Consider the following 16,934-nt stretch of genomic DNA (forward strand, 5'->3'; position numbering starts at 1 on the left):
TCTTTTTATAGCCTTACATGCTGCGGCGGTACTGCCCACCCACGTCGTACAGCGCCGTGGTGATCTGCCCCAGCGAGCAGAACTTCACCGCTTCCACCAGCACGGCAAACACGTTGCCGTTTTCGATGACGGTCTGCTTGAGCAGGGCCAGCCACTTGGGAGCCTGATCGGCGTTGCGGGCCTGGAAGTCGGCCAGGCGGTTGAGCTGACCCTGCTTTTCTTCCTCAGACGAACGGGCCAGTTCGATTTCCTGCTGGGCCATGCCCTTGGGGTTCAGGAAGGTGTTCACGCCGATGATCGGGTAGGAGCCGTCGTGCTTCTTGTGCTCGTAGTAGAGCGACTCTTCCTGGATCTTGCCGCGCTGGAAGCCGGTTTCCATGGCACCGAGCACGCCGCCGCGGGAGCTGATGGCTTCGAATTCCTTGAGCACCGCTTCTTCCACCAGGTCGGTGAGTTCTTCGATGATGAAGGCGCCCTGGTTGGGGTTTTCGTTCTTGGCGAGGCCCCATTCGCGGTTGATGATCAGCTGGATGGCCATGGCGCGGCGCACGGACTCCTCGGTCGGCGTGGTGATCGCTTCGTCGTAGGCGTTGGTGTGCAGCGAGTTGCAGTTGTCGTAAATGGCGATCAGCGCCTGCAGCGTGGTGCGGATGTCGTTGAAGTCCATCTCCTGGGCGTGCAGCGAACGGCCGGAAGTCTGGATGTGGTACTTCAGCTTCTGGCTGCGCTCGTTGGCGCCGTACTTGTTCTTCATCGCCACGGCCCAGATGCGGCGGGCGACGCGGCCGATCACCGAATATTCCGGGTCCATGCCGTTGCTGAAGAAGAAGGACAGGTTGGGCGCGAAGTCATCGATCTGCATGCCACGGGCCAGATAGCTTTCCACGTAGGTGAAGCCGTTGGACAGGGTGAAGGCCAGCTGGCTGATCGGGTTGGCGCCGGCTTCGGCGATGTGATAGCCGGAAATCGACACCGAGTAGAAGTTCTGGACCTGGTTATGGACGAAGAACTCCTGGATGTCGCCCATCATCTTGAGGGCGAACTCGGTGCTGAAGATGCAGGTGTTCTGGCCCTGGTCTTCCTTCAGGATATCGGCCTGCACGGTGCCGCGCACGCTGGACAGGGTCCATTCGCGGATCTTCTGGACTTCGTCGTCGGTCGGCTCGCGGTCGTTCTGGGCGCGGAACTTGGTGAGTTGCTGCTCCAGCGCGGTGTTGAAGAACATCGCCAGAATGATCGGCGCCGGGCCGTTGATGGTCATCGACACGGAGGTGGTGGGGTTCACCAGGTCGAAGCCGTCGTACAGCACCTTCATGTCATCGAGGGTGGCGATGGACACGCCGGAGTTGCCGATCTTGCCGTAGATGTCCGGACGCGGGTCGGGGTCGCAACCGTAGAGCGTCACCGAGTCGAAGGCGGTGGAAAGGCGATGCGCCGGCATGCCTTCAGAGACGCGCTTGAAGCGGCGGTTGGTGCGGAAGGCGTCGCCTTCACCGGCGAACATCCGGGTGGGGTCTTCCCCTTCGCGCTTGAAGGCGAACACGCCGGCGGTGTAGGGGAAGGAGCCGGGGACGTTTTCCTTCATCAGGAACTTGAGCGTCTCGCCTTCGTCCTCGTAGGTCGGCAGGGCAACCTTGCGGATCTTGCTGCCGGACAGGGATTCGGACGTCAGGACGGTGCGGATTTCCTTGTCGCGGATCTTCACCACGTACTCGTCGGCGGCGTACAGCTCGACGGTCTTCGGCCACATGTCGAGAAGCTTTTTGGAGGTGCCGGTGAGTTCGCCGTCCTTCCATTCGATCAGCTCGGCGAAGGAGCCGGCGTCTTTCTTGCAGCCTTCAAACAGACCCTTGGAAATGCGCAGGGCCTGACGCTCGCGGGCAACGCGGGATTGCTCGAGGGTGTGCTTGTGGTAGCCGCGCACCGCTTCGGCGATCTCGGCCAGGTAACGGGTACGCTCGGCGGGCACGATGGCACGGCCGCGGCTGGAGGCCTTGACGGCCACCAGCGGCAGCTTGGCCTTGGCCAGCTTGAGACCCTTGGCGGCCAGCGCCGGGGCGAGGGCCTGGTACAGGGCAGTCACGCCGTCATCGTTGAAACGGGCCGCCATGGTGCCAAACACCGGCATCTGCTCGGTGGGCGTGGTGAACAATTCGCGGTTGCGCTGGTATTGCTTGCGAACATCGCGCAGCGCGTCTTCGGCGCCCTTGCGGTCGAACTTGTTGATGGCCACGAAATCGGCGAAGTCGAGCATGTCGATCTTCTCGAGCTGGCTGGCGGCGCCGAACTCGGGGGTCATCACGTACAGCGACACATCGACGAAGGGGACGATGGCGGCGTTGCCCTGGCCGATGCCGGAGGTCTCGACGATGATCATGTCGAAGCCGGCCAGCTTGGTGGCGGCGATGACTTCGGGCAGTGCGGCGGAGATCTCGGAGCCGGTGTCGCGGGTGGCCAGCGAGCGCATGAAGATGTTCGGATGCTCGATGGCATTCATGCGGATGCGGTCGCCCAAGAGCGCGCCGCCGGTGCGCTTGCGCGACGGATCGATGGAGACGATGGCGAGCTTGAGCTTGTCTTCCTGGTCGAGACGCAGACGACGCACGAGCTCATCGGTGAGCGACGACTTGCCGGCGCCGCCGGTGCCGGTGATGCCGAGGGTCGGCACCTTGAGGGCCTTGGCAGCCTCGACCAGCGCCTTCTTGACGTCGTCGCCATAAGCGCCGTTTTCGAGGCCGGTGATGATGTGGGCCAGCGCGCGACGGTCGCCCGACTTGAGCGTGGCCACCACGGCATCGGCGCCCTGCGGGCCGACGCTGGTCAGATCCACGTCGCAACGCTCGACGAGGTCATTGATCATGCCCTGCAGGCCCAGCACGGCACCGTCTTCGGGCGAGTAGATGCGGGTCACGCCGTAGTCGTGGAGTTCCTTGATTTCGGAGGGCACGATCACGCCGCCGCCGCCACCGAAAACCTTGATATTCTCGCCGCCGTTCTCACGCAGCAGGTCGATCATGTACTTGAAGAACTCCACGTGACCGCCCTGGTAGGAGGTGATCGCGATGCCCTGCACGTCTTCCTGCAGCGCCGCATTGACGATCTCGCCGACCGAGCGGTTGTGGCCGAGGTGGATAACCTCGGAGCCGGTGGATTGAAGAATCCGCCGCATGATGTTGATCGACGCGTCGTGGCCATCGAATAGCGCCGCTGCGGTGACAAAACGCACCTTGTTCTTGGGCTTGTAAACGACGAGTTTCTTGGCAACGCTCAGGTCGGTCATGGGTGTCTCCTCCACATCATGTTGTTCGATCCCCACATAGTAGGAGTCGCCCGGCGTCTTGACCATTGCCGTTGCTGACGGGATTCGTGCAAAATCCGCCAAGCTGCATTGAATACCCTTTTCCTGTCCCCTGCTGGAGCACCGAAGCCCTTGTCGACCACCCACGCCCGCAAACATGCCACGGTTTCAATGGGTTTCGTGACAGGCATGTTATCCGGCATGCTGCGTCGCAACAAAAACCCGCTTCCACTCCTCGCCGGACTGGACATCGATCTTGCAGACGCGGCCAGCCGGGTGCCGGTGGATCGCTACGCCACCCTCTACAACCTGGTCATCGACGAACTGGAAGACGAAGGCTTCGGCCTGTTCGCCAGCCACATGCGTCCGGGGAGCTTCGAATTCCTGTGCCGCGGCATGCTCGGCGCCCCCACATTGGCTGACGCCCTCGACCGGGCCCGGCGCTTCCTGGCCATCGTCCTGCCCGACCTGGCTGTCAGCGTGCACCGCCACGGCGACCGGGCCGAGCTGCACATCGTCGAAGTCACCCCGCTCACCTCAAACCCGGACGATCCGGCCCGCGTCTTCGCCTTCGAATGGCTGCTGCGCCTGCTGCACAGCCTGTCATGCTGGCTGGCCGGGCGTGGGCTGGCGCTCGATTCGGTGGATTTTCCGTTCACGCGCCCCGACCACGCGGACGACTACGCACTGGTGTACACCGAACGTTCGGGCTTCGTCGATGGCAGCCTGCTGGTGGCCCGCTTCAACGCGACACTGCTCGATCTGCCGATTCGCCGCGACGAAGCGGCGCTGGCGAGTTTTCTGGAAGGCGCGCCGGGCAAGATCAGCATGCTCTACCGGCGCGACCGCAACACCGTGACCCGCGTCCGTGACCTGATCCGCCATGCCCTGCCAGCCAGCCTGTCGCAGGACGAGGTCGCCGACCGCCTGCACATGTCACCGCGCACGCTGCACCGCCGCCTGGAAGAGGAAGGCTCCAGCTACCGGGGCATCAAGGAGGCCCTGCGGCGCGACATGGCCCTGGCCCGCCTGACCAAGACCCGCCAATCCATCGCCCAGGTCGCGACCGATCTCGGCTATGCCGACACCTCGGCGTTTTACCGGGCCTTCACCAGCTGGACCGGCATGTCGCCGGAACGCTACCGCAAGCAGCTGGCCATCAGCACTCCGCAAGCCGGCCAGGACAAACCTTAGAATGACGCGCTTCCCACAGATCGACCGCCCCATGAACATCACCCTGGAACCCCTCACCGAAGACCTGATCCGCGAAGCGGACGGACTCTTTCTCGGACTGCTGCGCAATGCGCTGGTCGGGGTTTACATCATCCAGGACGAGTTGTTTCGCTACGTCAATCCACGCTTTGCGGAAATGTTCGGCTACTCGCAGGCCGATATTTGCGGCCATATCGGCCCCAGGGCGCTGATCGCCGAAGAGGACGTGCCGAAAGTACTGAACGCCATTGCCAACCGCATCAACGGGATCACTGACACCGCTCACTACACCTTTCAAGGCCGGCACCGCAACGGGGAACTGATCGAACTCGAAGTCTTCGGCAACCGCACCCAGTTCGAAGGCCGCCCGGCCATCATCGGCATGCTGGTAGACATCACCGCCCGCGGTGCCGCCGAACGTACGGCGACCGAACAGCTCAGCTTCATCGGGCAACTCATCGAGGCGATTCCCAGCCCGCTGTTTTTCAAGGACGAGCAGGCCCGCTACCTGGGCTGCAACAAAGCCTTCGAAACCTTCAATGGACGGGCCCGCAGCGAGCTGATCGGCCGCTCGGTGTTCGACATCGCTCCGCCGGACCTGGCGGCCCGTTACCACGAAGCCGACCAGACCCTGTTCGACCATCCGGGCGTGCAGACCTATGAAGCCTCGGTGGAATCCGCCGATGGTGTCCGCCGTGACGTCATCTTCAACAAGGCCACCTACTTCAAGGCCGATGGCCGCCTGGGCGGGCTGGTGGGTGTCATCACCGACATCACCGAGCGCAAGCAGACCGAAGCCCTGATCTGGATGCAGGCCAATTACGATCCCCTCACCGGCCTGCCCAACCGGCGCCTGCTCAACGACCGCCTGGCCGAACTGATGAAGAAGGCTACCCGGAACCACGACTGCGTGGCGGTGCTGTTCATCGACCTCGATCGTTTCAAGGAAGTGAACGACACCCTCGGCCACGAAGCGGGCGATCACCTGCTGGTGGAAGCCGCCCGCCGGGTCGTGGGCTGCGTGCGCGGCTCGGACACCGTGGCCCGCCAGGGGGGCGACGAGTTCACCGTGCTGCTCCCCGGCCTGTCCGAGCGGGCACCGATCGAACGGATCGCCGAAGACATCCTGCAGGCCCTGCACCAGCCCTTCCATCTGGGCGCCGACATCGCCTATGTGTCGGCCAGCATCGGCATCACCCTCTTTCCGAAGGATGCGGAGACGCCCGCCGACATCCTGAAAAACGCCGACCAGGCCATGTACCACGCCAAGGACGAGGGCCGGAGCCGTTTCTGCTACTTCTCCCCGTCCATGCAGGAAAACGCCTTGCAGCGCCTGCAGCTCGGCAAGGACCTGCGCAGCGCCCTCGGCGAAGGTCAGCTGTCGCTGCACTACCAGCCCATCCTGGATCTGGCCAGCGGACGCATCTACAAGGCCGAAGCCCTGCTGCGCTGGATGCACCCGGAACGCGGGCCGATCCCGCCAGCCGAGTTCATCCCGGTGGCCGAGGAACTCGGCCTCATCGACGCCATTGGCACCTGGGTTTTTCAGGAAGCCACCGCTGCGGCACTGCGCTGGCGCGAACGCACGCCGGACACACAGAACCAGCCCGGCCCCATCCAGATCGCCGTCAACGCCTCGCCGCGCCAGTTTGTGAAGGGCCGCTCCCTCGAAAGCCTGCTCGACAACCTGGACAGCCTCGGCCTGCCGGGCTCGTGCATCGCCCTCGAAATCACCGAAGGCCTGCTCCTCGACGAGCATCCCGGCGTCACCGCCCAGCTCAGCCGCCTGAGCGCTGCCGGCATCCAGATCTCCATCGATGACTTCGGCACCGGCTACTCGGCCATGGCCTACCTCAAGCGCATGGACATCGACAACCTGAAGATCGACCGCTCCTTCATCCGCGACCTCACCACCGACCCGAGCGATCTGGCGATCACCGAGGCGATCATCGCCATGGCCCACAAGCTCGACCTGCAGGTAGTCGCCGAAGGCGTCGAAACCGAAGCCCAGCGCGAACGCCTCACTGCTGCCGGCTGCGACTTCGCCCAGGGCTACCTGTTCTCGCCGGCCCTGCCCGAGGCGGCCTTCTTCGACTTCATCGCCCGGTGGCACGCATGACCTCCCGCCTCGCCATCCCGACCGGCACACCGGGCACCCGCCCCGGCACCCCTGAAGAGCTGCGCCGCTACGACCTGCTGCTGGCCGGCTTCGACCTCCTCGACCAGGCCATCGCGGTCTTCGACGCCACGCCCAAGCTGGTTACCTGGAACAAGGCCCTGCTGCGCCTGCTCGACTTTCCCGAAGACATGGTGCGCGTCGGCACGCCTTTCGAGGCCTTCGTGCGCTTCAACGTCAAGCGCGGCGAGTACGGCGGCAGCGCGCGCAGCGACGCCGAAGTCGAACGTCTGGTAGCCGAACGCATGGCCGCCGTTCGCGCCTTCCAGCCCCACAACGCCGAACGCACCCGCCCCAACGGGCAGGTCCTGTCGATCCGTGGCGTGCCGATTCCCAACCTGGGCTTCGTCACCCTGTGGACCGATGTCACCGAACAGCGCCGCTACGAACAGCTCATCGAAAGCCAGAACGCCGACCTGGAAACCCGCGTGCGCGCCCGCACCGCCGAACTCGAAGCGGCCACCACCCGCCTCGACAACGTGGCTGCCCAGCTGGCCCGCAGCGAAGAACGCCTGCGCCTCATCATGGACGCCATTCCGGCACTGATCGCCTACGTGGACGCCGGCGAACACTATCTCTTCGCCAACAAGGGCTACGCCCAGTGGTTCGGCGCCAACAAGGAGAGCATCGTCGGGCGCAGCATCGCCGAAGTCTTCGGGCCCGAAGCCTATATCCAGATCAAGCCGTATCTCGAGCAGGCCGCCAGTGGCGAGCAGGTCAGCTACGAGTACTCGCGCACCAACGCCGACGGCCGCCAGGTATATGCCCGCAGCGCGGTGGTACCGGAAGCCTCGATTGCCGGCGGCGTACAGGGCTTCTTCGTGCTGTCCATCGACATCACCGAACAAAAGGCCAGCCAGGCCGCGCTGATCCAGGCCCAGAAGATGGAAGCCGTCGGCCAGCTCACCGGCGGACTCGCCCACGACTTCAACAACCTGCTCACCATCATCACCGGCAACCTGGCCACGCTGAAGGACAAACTGCCCGCCCACCAGGGCTTCGACGACTACCTGGAACCGGCCCTGTCGGCGGCCCGCCGCGGCACCGAACTGATCCGCCGCCTGCTCACCTTCTCGCGCCAGCAGCCGCTGGCGCCCTGCCCGGTGGAAGTCGGTGCGCTGGTGCACGGCATGACCCAGTTGCTGTCGCGCTCCCTCACCGAGCGCATCCACATCCACCTCGACCTGCCCACCGAAAAGCTTCATGCGCTGGTCGACCCGCACCAGCTCGAAAACGCCCTCCTCAACCTGGCCATCAACGCCCGCGACGCGATGCCCGAGGGCGGCGAGCTGACCATCGCGGTGGCGCGCCGCCACGTTTCCAGCAGCCTCGCCCTGCTTGTTGAAGTGCCGGCCGGCGACTACGTGCAGTTCGACGTCTCCGACACCGGTACCGGCATTGCGCCGGAACTCCTGCCACGCCTCTTCGAGCCCTTCTTCACCACCAAGGCCTTCGGCGCCGGCAGCGGCCTCGGCCTGCCCATGGTGTATGGCTTCATTCGCCAGTCGGGCGGCAACATCCGCATTCTCAGCACCCCGGGCAAGGGCACCAACGTGCGCTTCATCGTACCGATGACCGACGCCCCCGCCCCCGTCCCGGAACCCCTCCGCCCCGCCGCGACCAGCGTCGCCAACGAACAGCGCCTGGTGCTCCTGGTGGAGGACGAACCCGAAGTGCGCAAGGTGATCCGCCAGCAGCTCACCGAACTGGGCTACCCGGTACTTGAAGCCGGCAACGGCATCGAGGCAAAAGCCATGCTCGACGCCGTCGAAGACATCGCCCTGCTGGTCTCCGACACCATCATGCCCGGCCTCGGCGGACGCGAACTGGCGGCCTTCACCCGGCAACTCCGGCCCCACCTGCCGATCCTCCTGATCACCGGCTACGCCACCGGCGAAGCCCCCGCCGGCACGCCGGAGATTCCCACCCTGCGCAAGCCCTTCGACCGGGCCGCCCTCGCCGGCGCCCTCGCCACGCTCGACTACCCGGAGAATCCGGCCCCATGACAAACCCCGACCACGACAGTCCCCTCATCTTCATTGTCGAAGACGAAGCCGACATCGCCCGCCTGATTGCCAGCACCCTCGCCGAATACGGTTTTCGCACCGAAACCTTCGGCAGCGGCCGGGGCCTGCTCGCACGCACCCGGCGGGTCCAGCCCGAACTGGCCATTCTCGACCTCGGCCTGCCCGACATGGACGGCCTGCAGGTACTGCGCGAGCTGCAGGAGCAACACCCCTGCGCCGCACTGATCCTCACCGGCCGCGACGGCCTCACTGACCGGGTGCTCGGCCTCGAACTCGGTGCCGACGACTATCTGGTCAAACCCTTCGAGCCGCGCGAGCTGGTCGCCCGCGTGCGCTCCATCCTGCGCCGCTATCAGAAGGCCGCCGCCAGCGAGCCGAGCGGTTACGCAGGCGTCCGCTTCAGCGGCTGGCACTTCGACATCGGCCGCCTCAGCCTCACGGCCGAAGACGGCCGCGAAGTGTCCCTGTCGGCCGCCGAGGCCGCGCTGCTGCAAACCCTGCTCAAGCGCCCCAACAAGATCCTGACCCGCGAGCAGCTCATCGGCGAACGCGACCTCGACCCTTTCGATCGCAGCATCGACGTACGCATCTCGCGCCTGCGCCGCAAACTCGAAGACGATCCGCAAGATCCGAAGATCATCAAGACGGTATATGGCGCCGGCTACCTGCTGTGTGCATCGGTGGTCTGGGAGTAAACCTGTGGGTCGGACTTCAGTCCGACAGCACGCGTTCAACCAGCGGAGTCGGACTAAAGTCCGACCCACGGGTTCACTTCCCGTAAAATGCGGCCTCTTACTAGGGAGGGAAACCCAGCATGACAACAAGACCGTTCAAAGTCCTCGGCGTCCAGCAGATCGCCATCGGCGGCCCGTCGAAAGACCGCCTGCGCACCCTGTGGGTCGATATGTTCGGCCTCGAAGTGACCGGAAACTTCGTCTCCGAGCGCGAAAACGTGGACGAAGACATCACCGCCATGGGCAAGGGCCCGTTCAAGGTCGAAGTCGACCTGATGCAGCCCCTCGACCCCGACAAGAAGCCCGCCGTGCACACCACCCCGCTGAACCACGTGGGCCTGTGGATCGACGATCTGCCCAAGGCCGTCGAATGGCTCGGCGCCAACGGCGTGCGCTTTGCACCGGGCGGCATCCGCAAGGGCGCCGCCGGTTTCGACATCACCTTCCTCCACCCCAAGGGCAACGAAGAATTCCCCATTGGTGGCGAAGGCGTGCTGATCGAGCTGGTCCAGGCGCCGCCGGAAGTGATCGACGCATTCGCCAGGCTGGCAGGCTGATCACCGGGCACGCAGCACAAGGGGCCGGTCTTTCGATGAAGGACCGGCCCCTTTCCATATACCCATCATCAACCGGCTACAGCGCCTTCGACTGGAAGGTGTTGCACACGCCCAGCTGGCCCGATGCCATCCCGCGCTTGAACCAGCGCATGCGCTGCTCGGCCGAACCATGCGTAAAGCTGTCCGGCACCGCGTAACCCTGAGCCTGCTTCTGGAGATTGTCGTCTCCGATGGCTGAAGCCGCAGCCAGCGCCTCCTCCACATCGCCGGCCTCAAGAATATTGCGCGCCGCATCGGCGTTCTTGGCCCACACGCCGGCCAGGCAATCGGCCTGCAGCTCCAGACGCACCGACAGGGCATTGGCCTCCCGCTCGCCGGCACGCTGGCGCGCCGCCTGCACCTTGCCGGAAATTCCCAGCAGGTTCTGCACGTGATGGCCCACCTCATGGGCAATCACATACGCCTGGGCGAAGTCGCCCGGCGCCTTGTAGCGGGATTTCAGCTCCTGGTAGAAAGCCAGGTCGATGTACACCTTCTGGTCGCCCGGGCAGTAGAACGGCCCCATCGCCGATTGCCCGGTGCCACAGGCGGTAGGCGTCCGGCCTTCGAACAGCACCAGGGTCGGCGCAGCGTACTGCTTGCCGTTATCCTTGAAGATCTGCGCCCAGGTGTCCTCGGTTTCCGCCAGCACATGACGCACGAACTTCGCCTCGGCATCGTTGGCCGGCGGGCCCGCCGGGCGCGACACCGCACTCGGTGCCGGACCGTTGGTCGCCTGGTTCAGCACGACGCTCGGATCCACGCCGAAATACATCGCCACCAATGCCAGCACGATGGTGCCGATGCCGATTCCCCGCCCGCCAACAGATCGGCCACCGCCGCCGCGCCGGTCCTCGACGTTATCGCTCTCCCGGCTGTTGTCAAAACGCATAAAACCCCCGTCTGTCCTGAAGACCCTGTTATACCTCAGTTTTTGCAGCGCAACATTCCCCTTGTGTCGCGACCACATTATCGTTATAGTTGTCGGTCCGGTGCAAAGCGGTTCGCACCGAGTCACATCGTCCCTGACCTTCTTATATCTCCCGTATTCGACGAGAGGTTGTCCTGATCGGTTAGTGCCGATATGCCAGTCAGGCAGCCCTACTGTTGCGCGCATTCACTGCGCGGCGACGCGTTGCCGTTTTTTCTTCGCGGGCACCGCATCCGCAATACCTAAAGATAAGGAAGCGAACATGGATTTCGCCAGCCTCGGCCTGTCCGAGAATATTGTCAAAGCCGTTAACGAAGCCGGCTACACCGAAGCCACCGACGTACAGGCCGCCGCCATTCCGGCCGCCCTCGCCGGCAAGGATCTGATCGTCTCCAGCCAGACCGGCTCCGGCAAGACTGCAGCCTTCATGCTGCCGTCCCTGCAGCGCCTGACCGCCGAACCGGTCATCAAGGCTCGCGGCCCCCGCGTGCTGGTTCTCACCCCGACCCGCGAACTCGCCGTGCAGGTTACCGAAGCCGCCAAGGGCTACGGCAAGCACATGCGCTACGCCAAGGCTGTCAGCGTTGTCGGCGGCATGCCCTACCCGGTGCAGAACAAGCTCCTCACCAGCCCCTACGAAATCCTCGTGGCGACCCCCGGCCGCCTGATGGACCAGATGAACCGTGGCCGCATCGACTTCTCGCGCCTCGAAGTGCTGATCCTCGACGAAGCCGACCGCATGCTCGACATGGGCTTCGTGGACGACATCGAGGCCATCGTTGCCGCGCTGCCGAAGGATCGCCAGACCCTGTTCTTCTCGGCCACCGTTGATGGCCAGGTTGCGCGCATGATGCAACGCATGCTGAAGGACCCGGAACGGATCGAGATCAACTCCGCCCAGTCCCGCCACGAGAACATCGAACAGCGTCTGCTGGTGGCCGATGACATCGGTCACAAGAACCGCCTGCTCGACGGCATCCTGCGCGATACCGCCGTGGAACAAGCCATCGTGTTCACCGCCACCAAGCGTGACGCCGACGCCCTGACCCTCAATCTTGAGGCGCAAGGCCACTCGGTTGCCGCCCTGCACGGCGACATGAACCAGCGCATGCGTACCCGCACCCTCGACCAGCTGCGTCGTGGCCACCTGCGTGTCCTGATCGCCACCGACGTTGCCGCCCGCGGCATCGACGTGCGCACCATCAGCCACGTGATCAACTACGACCTGCCCAAGGTTGCTGCCGACTACGTGCACCGCATTGGCCGTACCGGCCGCGGCGGCTCCAACGGCATCGCCATCAGCCTGGCCGAGCGTCGTGACGTGCGTCTGCTGCGCGCCATCGAGCGTTTCACCCGTCAGCCCCTGGCCGTGCATACCCTGCCCGGTCTGGAAGCCCGTTCGACCATGCCCGCCGACGACCGTCGTCCGGGTGGTGGCAACGGCCCGCGTCGTGAAGGTGGCCGCAGCTTCGGCAACGGCCCGCGCTTCGGCGACAACAAGCGTCCGTCCGCCGGCGGCCGTTTCGGCAACGACGCCCCGCGTGGCGAAGGTCGCCCCGCCAGCCCGTGGGCCAGCGAAGGCCGTCGCAGCGACGCCCCCAGCGCCCCGCGTCACCCGGAACATCGTACCGAGTTCCCCCACGTGGCCAAGCGCAGCTCCACTCACCACAATGCAGGCGGCGGCTTCGGCGGCGCACGCAGTGAAGGTGCAGCGGGCAAGCCGCGTGCAGGTCGCACCTTCAATCGCGACCGGTAAGTCATATTGATCTGGTCCGGCGTGCCGGACCTTTCAATGCCAAGGGCGCCTGCGGGCGCCCTTTTTCATGCTGGCAACATCCAGTCTGTACCAAGGAAAGCCGGGCAAAGACCCCTCAATTCCCAATGCTGATCGGGCGCCCCCCGTCTATGATGGAACAGTCATGCCGGACCGGAAAATCACATCCGCATCGGCCAGATTTCCAAAGGGGGAAAAACCATGAAAATCACCAGTCCCATCGTCGGCGAAGTTGAAGTCTCATCTGATCGCATCATCGAGTTTCCGGCCGGCCTGCCAGGCTTTGAAGCCTGCCGCCAGTTCACCCTGCTGCATGACGAAGGCAGCGAAGCACCCCAGGCCTTCATGCTGCAATCCCTGAACGATCCGGACGTCATGTTCTCGGTAACCACCCCGGACGTGCTCGGCCTCAACTACGAGTTCACCCTCAGCGACGACGAAGTCGCGGCCCTGCAACTGACCAATCCCGATGACGTCAGCCTGCTGCTGATCGTGCGCCACAACGATGCCGCCGACAGCAACCCCGCCGAATCGCCGGTACGCGCCAACCTGATGGCCCCGCTGGTCGTCAACACGACCACCCGCCGCGGCCTGCAAAAAGTGATCGGCCGGGTCGACACCCGCGTCACCCTGCACGCCGTCGCCTGACGCCAGCCCCACTGTCAGCCCCGGCCGACGCGCCGGGCTGACGGTTTCAGTACAGTAAAAACGCCCGCCGTTCCTCTTCCCAGCTTCGCTCGTCAGCCATGGCCAGCGCGTCCAGATCACCCGGGCGCGAGTTGGTGTCATCCACCCATTCCCGCAGGATTTCCGAACCATTGATCAGATCGATGGCGAGGCGATCGTGCTCGTACTCATAGGCAAAATCCCGCCACAGGGGATAGTCGCGGTTCAAGTGACGGATCGCCTTGAAAGCCAGCGCCTGCAGACGCCACGGACGAAATGCGGCGTGATCGTAATGGGCCGGGTCTTCCACGTGAATCTGCACCCCGCTGCACAGTTTGCCGGCGTGCTTGTGAAACGTAGGCTCGAACCAGCACTCGCGCAGGCGGCAACCGGCCAGCCACTTGGGCGCAAAGGCCTGCATGTGGGCGATGACCTTGCGCGCCTCGATGTCCGGTGCACCGAAGAGCTCCAGCGGCCGCGTGGTGCCACGACCTTCCGACAGCGTCGTCCCTTCCAGCATCACGGTACCCGCGTAGGCACGCGCCATCGACAGGTTGGGCGCATTGGGGCTCGGATTGATCCAGCTCCGCTCGGCTACCGGCCAACCGTAGCCGGGAGCCGCATCGGGCTCCCAGCCCTGCATGGAAATCACCTCGCACTCCACATCCAGCTTGAGCGTCGCAATGAACCAGCGGGCCAGCTCGCCCATGGTCAGACCGTGGCGCATCGGCAACGGGCCGGCGCCGACGAAACTTTCCCAGCCGGGCAGCAGCAGCGTGCCCTCCACCGGACGGCCGGCAGGATTCGGGCGATCCAGCACCCACACGGCCTTCTTGTGCTTGGCCGCGGCTTCCAGCACGTAGCGCAGCGTGGTGATGAAAGTGTAGATACGGCAACCGAGGTCCTGCAGATCGACCAGCAGCACGTCGAAGCGGTCCATCATCGTCGCCGTCGGGCGGCGCACCTCGCCATACAGGCTGAACACCGGAATGCCGTGCAGCGGATCGAAGAAATCGGACGATTCGACCATGTTGTCCTGCTTGTCCCCGCGCAGGCCATGCTGGGGGCCGAAGGCCGCCGACAACTGGATGTCCGGCAGCGCCGCGAGGGCGTCAAGAGAATGGGCCAGGTCGCGGGTGACAGAGGCCGGATGGGCGAGAAGGGCGACCCGCTTGCCCGCCAGCGGGCGGCGCAGGGCAGGATCGGCAAGCAGGCGATCGAGGCCGAACTGGATCATGGTGTAGGGGCTTTCAGGGCGAGGGCGAAACCGTCGCGATGGTGAAAATCGGGTTGACCGGACGGGTGGCGCAGGGCCCAGTAGCGATGGCTGCCGTCGGCATGTTCGACGACGGCGGTCAGGCCGACCAGCAGATCACCGGCGGGCAGGAGTTCGGCAGGCAGACGCACGGACAGTTCCAGGCAACGGGACGGCTCACGCAGGGAAATCTGCGGTGCCGGCCCTGCTGGCGAGGCAATGCGCTGGCGATAATCGTCGAAATCGAAGCGCATCCACTGTCCGTTGGGCGAGAAGTTGAACTCCCGGTAGGCGCGCTCGCCGTCCACGGTCACGAACAGCTCGAAACAGGTATGCGCCCACAGGCGCTCCGGCGGCAGGGCCGTCGCCCTGTCGGGAATCCGCAGCGCGCCAGGATCGCCGTCGAGCCGGTAGCCCAGCAGCAAGGCGCCGTCCGCCTCGCGCCGCGCCGATACGCCAATGGCGCGCACGCAAGCGTCCGGCGCAGCCGGATGACAGACGAGGGCATGGACAAGGGAATCAGGCATGGCAGGGCGACAGGTGAAATCGGCCCTGCAGTTTAACGGGTCTCGCCCGGCGCGTTAAACTGCACGCACTCCATCGTCGCTTCTTCATGTCCATTTCCAAACCTGTCCAGCGCAACCTGCGTGATCGTGCCCGCCAGGTCGCCCTCTTCGAGATCGGCGGCCTCGTGCTCAGCACCCCGCCCTTCGTGTGGCTGTCGGACGTGCCCTTCATGGACGCCGCCGGCCTGATGTTCGTGCTGGCGCTGATCGCCACCCTCTGGAACGCCGCCTACAACACCGGCTTCGACTGGATCGAAGGGCGCCTCACCGGGCGCCAGGCCGACCAGCGCCCGTGGCTGCTGCGCGTCGCCCATGCCCTCGGCTTCGAAGGCGGCATCCTGCTGATGGGCCTGCCGGTGGTGATGGCATGGACCGGCATGGGCTGGATGGCCGCCCTCGTGGCCGACATCGGCCTCGCCCTGTTCTACGTTGTGTATGCCTTTTTCTTCAACCTGGCCTACGACCGGGTATTTCCCATTACCGCAACGGCCAACTAACCAACCCGGAGCCCCCTCATGCCCACCACCACCCTCATCATCACCGGCATGCAGTCCGACGATTGCCTGCGCACCGTCATGAACGCCATCCAGGACCTGCCCTGCATCGGCCACGTGGAACTCTCCATCGAAACCGGCGCCGCCAGCATCGAACACACCTCCATGGTGTCCGAAGGCGACATCCGCTCGGCCATCGAAGAGGCCGGCTTTCCGACGGAGTAGAGGCGCCCGGCTATAATCCGCGGCTTCGCCTCAGCCAGGATTGCCCCGTGTCCGACCGCCTTGCCGTTCTTCCCCAATACCTCATCCCCAAGCAGGCGCTCACCGTGCTGGCCGGCAAGCTGGCCAGCGCCAAAGCCGGCGGACTCACCACCTCGGTGATCCGCTGGTTCGTCGGCCGCTACGGGGTCAACATGGCCGAGGCGGCCAATCCGGACATCGCCAGCTACCCGAGCTTCAACGACTTCTTCACCCGCCCGCTCAAGGCCGGCGCCCGCCCGCTGGCCCAGGCCGACTTCCTCTGCCCGGTGGACGGCGCCATCAGCCAGTTCGGCCGCATCGACCGCGACCAGATCTTCCAGGCCAAGGGCCACAGCTACTCCACCCACGCGCTGGTCGGCGGCGACCGCGATCTGGCGATCCAGTTTCAGGACGGCGAGTTCGCCACCCTTTACCTCAGCCCGCGCGACTACCACCGCATCCACATGCCCTGCGACGGGCGCCTGACGCGGATGATCTACGTCCCCGGCGCCCTGTTTTCGGTCAACCCGACCACCGCCCGCGGCGTACCCGGCCTGTTCGCCCGCAACGAGCGCGTGGTGTGCGTCTTCGAGAACGACGAGATCGGCCCCTTCGTGCTGGTGCTCGTCGGCGCCACCATCGTCGGCAGCATGGCCACCGTGTGGCACGGCCAGATCAACCCGCCACGCCCCGGCAAGATCCAGGAATGGGACTACGCCGCCGGCCAGGTCACGCTCAAAAAGGGCGACGAAATGGGCCGCTTCCTGCTCGGCTCGACGGTCGTCATGCTCTTCCCCAAGAAGCGCCTCCGCTTCACCCCCGAATGGACGCCGACCCGCGCCATCCGCATGGGCGAAGCCATGGGCAGCCGCTGATGCCCGGCCCCGTGGGTCGGACTTCAGTCCGACAACACTGTCGTATCAGCCAGGGGATGTCGGACTGAAGTCCGACCCACACGACAC

14 protein-coding genes are annotated in these 16,934 nt (G+C 65.0%); 10 read left to right on the plus strand and 4 right to left on the minus strand.

Annotated elements, in window-relative coordinates:
• Positions 1-13: 13 nt before the first annotated feature.
• Entirely contained in the window at positions 14-3,280 is a 3,267-nt protein-coding gene (gene icmF / locus ETQ85_RS01990) for a fused isobutyryl-CoA mutase/GTPase IcmF (protein WP_148577456.1), read from the minus strand.
• A 189-nt stretch (positions 3,281-3,469) separates the two neighbouring features.
• On the opposite strand from icmF, the gene ETQ85_RS01995 reads away from it, so the two are divergent.
• The 5 genes from ETQ85_RS01995 to ETQ85_RS02015 all read left to right on the plus strand — a co-directional run bounded on the left by ETQ85_RS01995 (position 3,470) and on the right by ETQ85_RS02015 (position 10,004).
• On the plus strand, positions 3,470-4,492 hold the full coding sequence (locus tag ETQ85_RS01995) for an AraC family transcriptional regulator (protein ID WP_148577615.1): 1,023 nt from the start codon (positions 3,470-3,472) through the stop codon (positions 4,490-4,492).
• A 1-nt stretch (position 4,493) separates the two neighbouring features.
• A complete protein-coding gene (locus tag ETQ85_RS02000) occupies positions 4,494-6,629 on the plus strand; it encodes a putative bifunctional diguanylate cyclase/phosphodiesterase (protein ID WP_222862026.1) in 2,136 nt (711 codons plus the stop codon).
• On the plus strand, positions 6,626-8,692 hold the full coding sequence (locus ETQ85_RS02005; RefSeq protein WP_148577457.1) for a PAS-domain containing protein: 2,067 nt from the start codon (positions 6,626-6,628) through the stop codon (positions 8,690-8,692). Before ETQ85_RS02000 ends, ETQ85_RS02005 begins: the two co-directional genes overlap by 4 nt.
• Entirely contained in the window at positions 8,689-9,408 is a 720-nt protein-coding gene (locus ETQ85_RS02010; protein ID WP_148577458.1) for a response regulator transcription factor, read from the plus strand. The genes ETQ85_RS02005 and ETQ85_RS02010 overlap by 4 nt, the downstream gene beginning before the upstream one ends.
• A gap of 119 nt (positions 9,409-9,527) precedes the next feature.
• The gene (locus tag ETQ85_RS02015) at positions 9,528-10,004 is read left to right on the plus strand and encodes a VOC family protein (protein WP_148577459.1); all 477 of its coding nucleotides are present in this window, start codon (positions 9,528-9,530) and stop codon (positions 10,002-10,004) included.
• A gap of 76 nt (positions 10,005-10,080) precedes the next feature.
• Here the strand turns inward: ETQ85_RS02015 and ypfJ are convergent, their stop codons facing one another.
• Complete coding sequence (ypfJ, locus tag ETQ85_RS02020) at positions 10,081-10,935, minus strand: KPN_02809 family neutral zinc metallopeptidase (RefSeq protein WP_148577460.1); 855 nt, start codon at positions 10,933-10,935, stop codon at positions 10,081-10,083.
• Positions 10,936-11,236: 301 nt separating this feature from the next.
• Here ypfJ and ETQ85_RS02025 point away from each other — a divergent pair, with 301 nt between their 5' ends.
• Together ETQ85_RS02025 and fliW are read left to right on the plus strand one after the other, a co-directional pair.
• A complete protein-coding gene (locus ETQ85_RS02025) occupies positions 11,237-12,730 on the plus strand; it encodes a DEAD/DEAH box helicase (protein WP_148577461.1) in 1,494 nt (497 codons plus the stop codon).
• A 219-nt stretch (positions 12,731-12,949) separates the two neighbouring features.
• Positions 12,950-13,396: a flagellar assembly protein FliW gene (gene fliW / locus ETQ85_RS02030; RefSeq protein WP_148577462.1), complete on the plus strand. Its 447-nt coding sequence runs from the start codon at positions 12,950-12,952 to the stop codon at positions 13,394-13,396.
• Between the two features lie 46 nt (positions 13,397-13,442).
• Here the strand turns inward: fliW and ETQ85_RS02035 are convergent, their stop codons facing one another.
• On the minus strand, positions 13,443-14,651 hold the full coding sequence (locus ETQ85_RS02035; protein WP_148577463.1) for an exo-beta-N-acetylmuramidase NamZ family protein: 1,209 nt from the start codon (positions 14,649-14,651) through the stop codon (positions 13,443-13,445).
• Entirely contained in the window at positions 14,648-15,196 is a 549-nt protein-coding gene (locus ETQ85_RS02040; protein ID WP_148577464.1) for a DOMON-like domain-containing protein, read from the minus strand. Before ETQ85_RS02040 ends, ETQ85_RS02035 begins: the two co-directional genes overlap by 4 nt.
• A gap of 86 nt (positions 15,197-15,282) precedes the next feature.
• Between ETQ85_RS02040 and ETQ85_RS02045 the strand changes: the two genes are divergently transcribed.
• From ETQ85_RS02045 to asd, 3 genes are read left to right on the plus strand one after another with little or no spacing between them, the layout of a single operon-like run.
• The gene (locus ETQ85_RS02045) at positions 15,283-15,732 is read left to right on the plus strand and encodes a PACE efflux transporter (RefSeq protein ID WP_148577465.1); all 450 of its coding nucleotides are present in this window, start codon (positions 15,283-15,285) and stop codon (positions 15,730-15,732) included.
• An 18-nt stretch (positions 15,733-15,750) separates the two neighbouring features.
• Positions 15,751-15,954: a heavy-metal-associated domain-containing protein gene (locus ETQ85_RS02050; protein WP_148577466.1), complete on the plus strand. Its 204-nt coding sequence runs from the start codon at positions 15,751-15,753 to the stop codon at positions 15,952-15,954.
• A 47-nt stretch (positions 15,955-16,001) separates the two neighbouring features.
• Entirely contained in the window at positions 16,002-16,847 is an 846-nt protein-coding gene (gene asd, locus ETQ85_RS02055) for an archaetidylserine decarboxylase (protein ID WP_148577467.1), read from the plus strand.
• Positions 16,848-16,934 lie beyond the last annotated feature (87 nt).

The organism is Zoogloea oleivorans, assembly GCF_008107625.1.
Lineage (GTDB): Bacteria > Pseudomonadota > Gammaproteobacteria > Burkholderiales > Rhodocyclaceae > Zoogloea > Zoogloea oleivorans.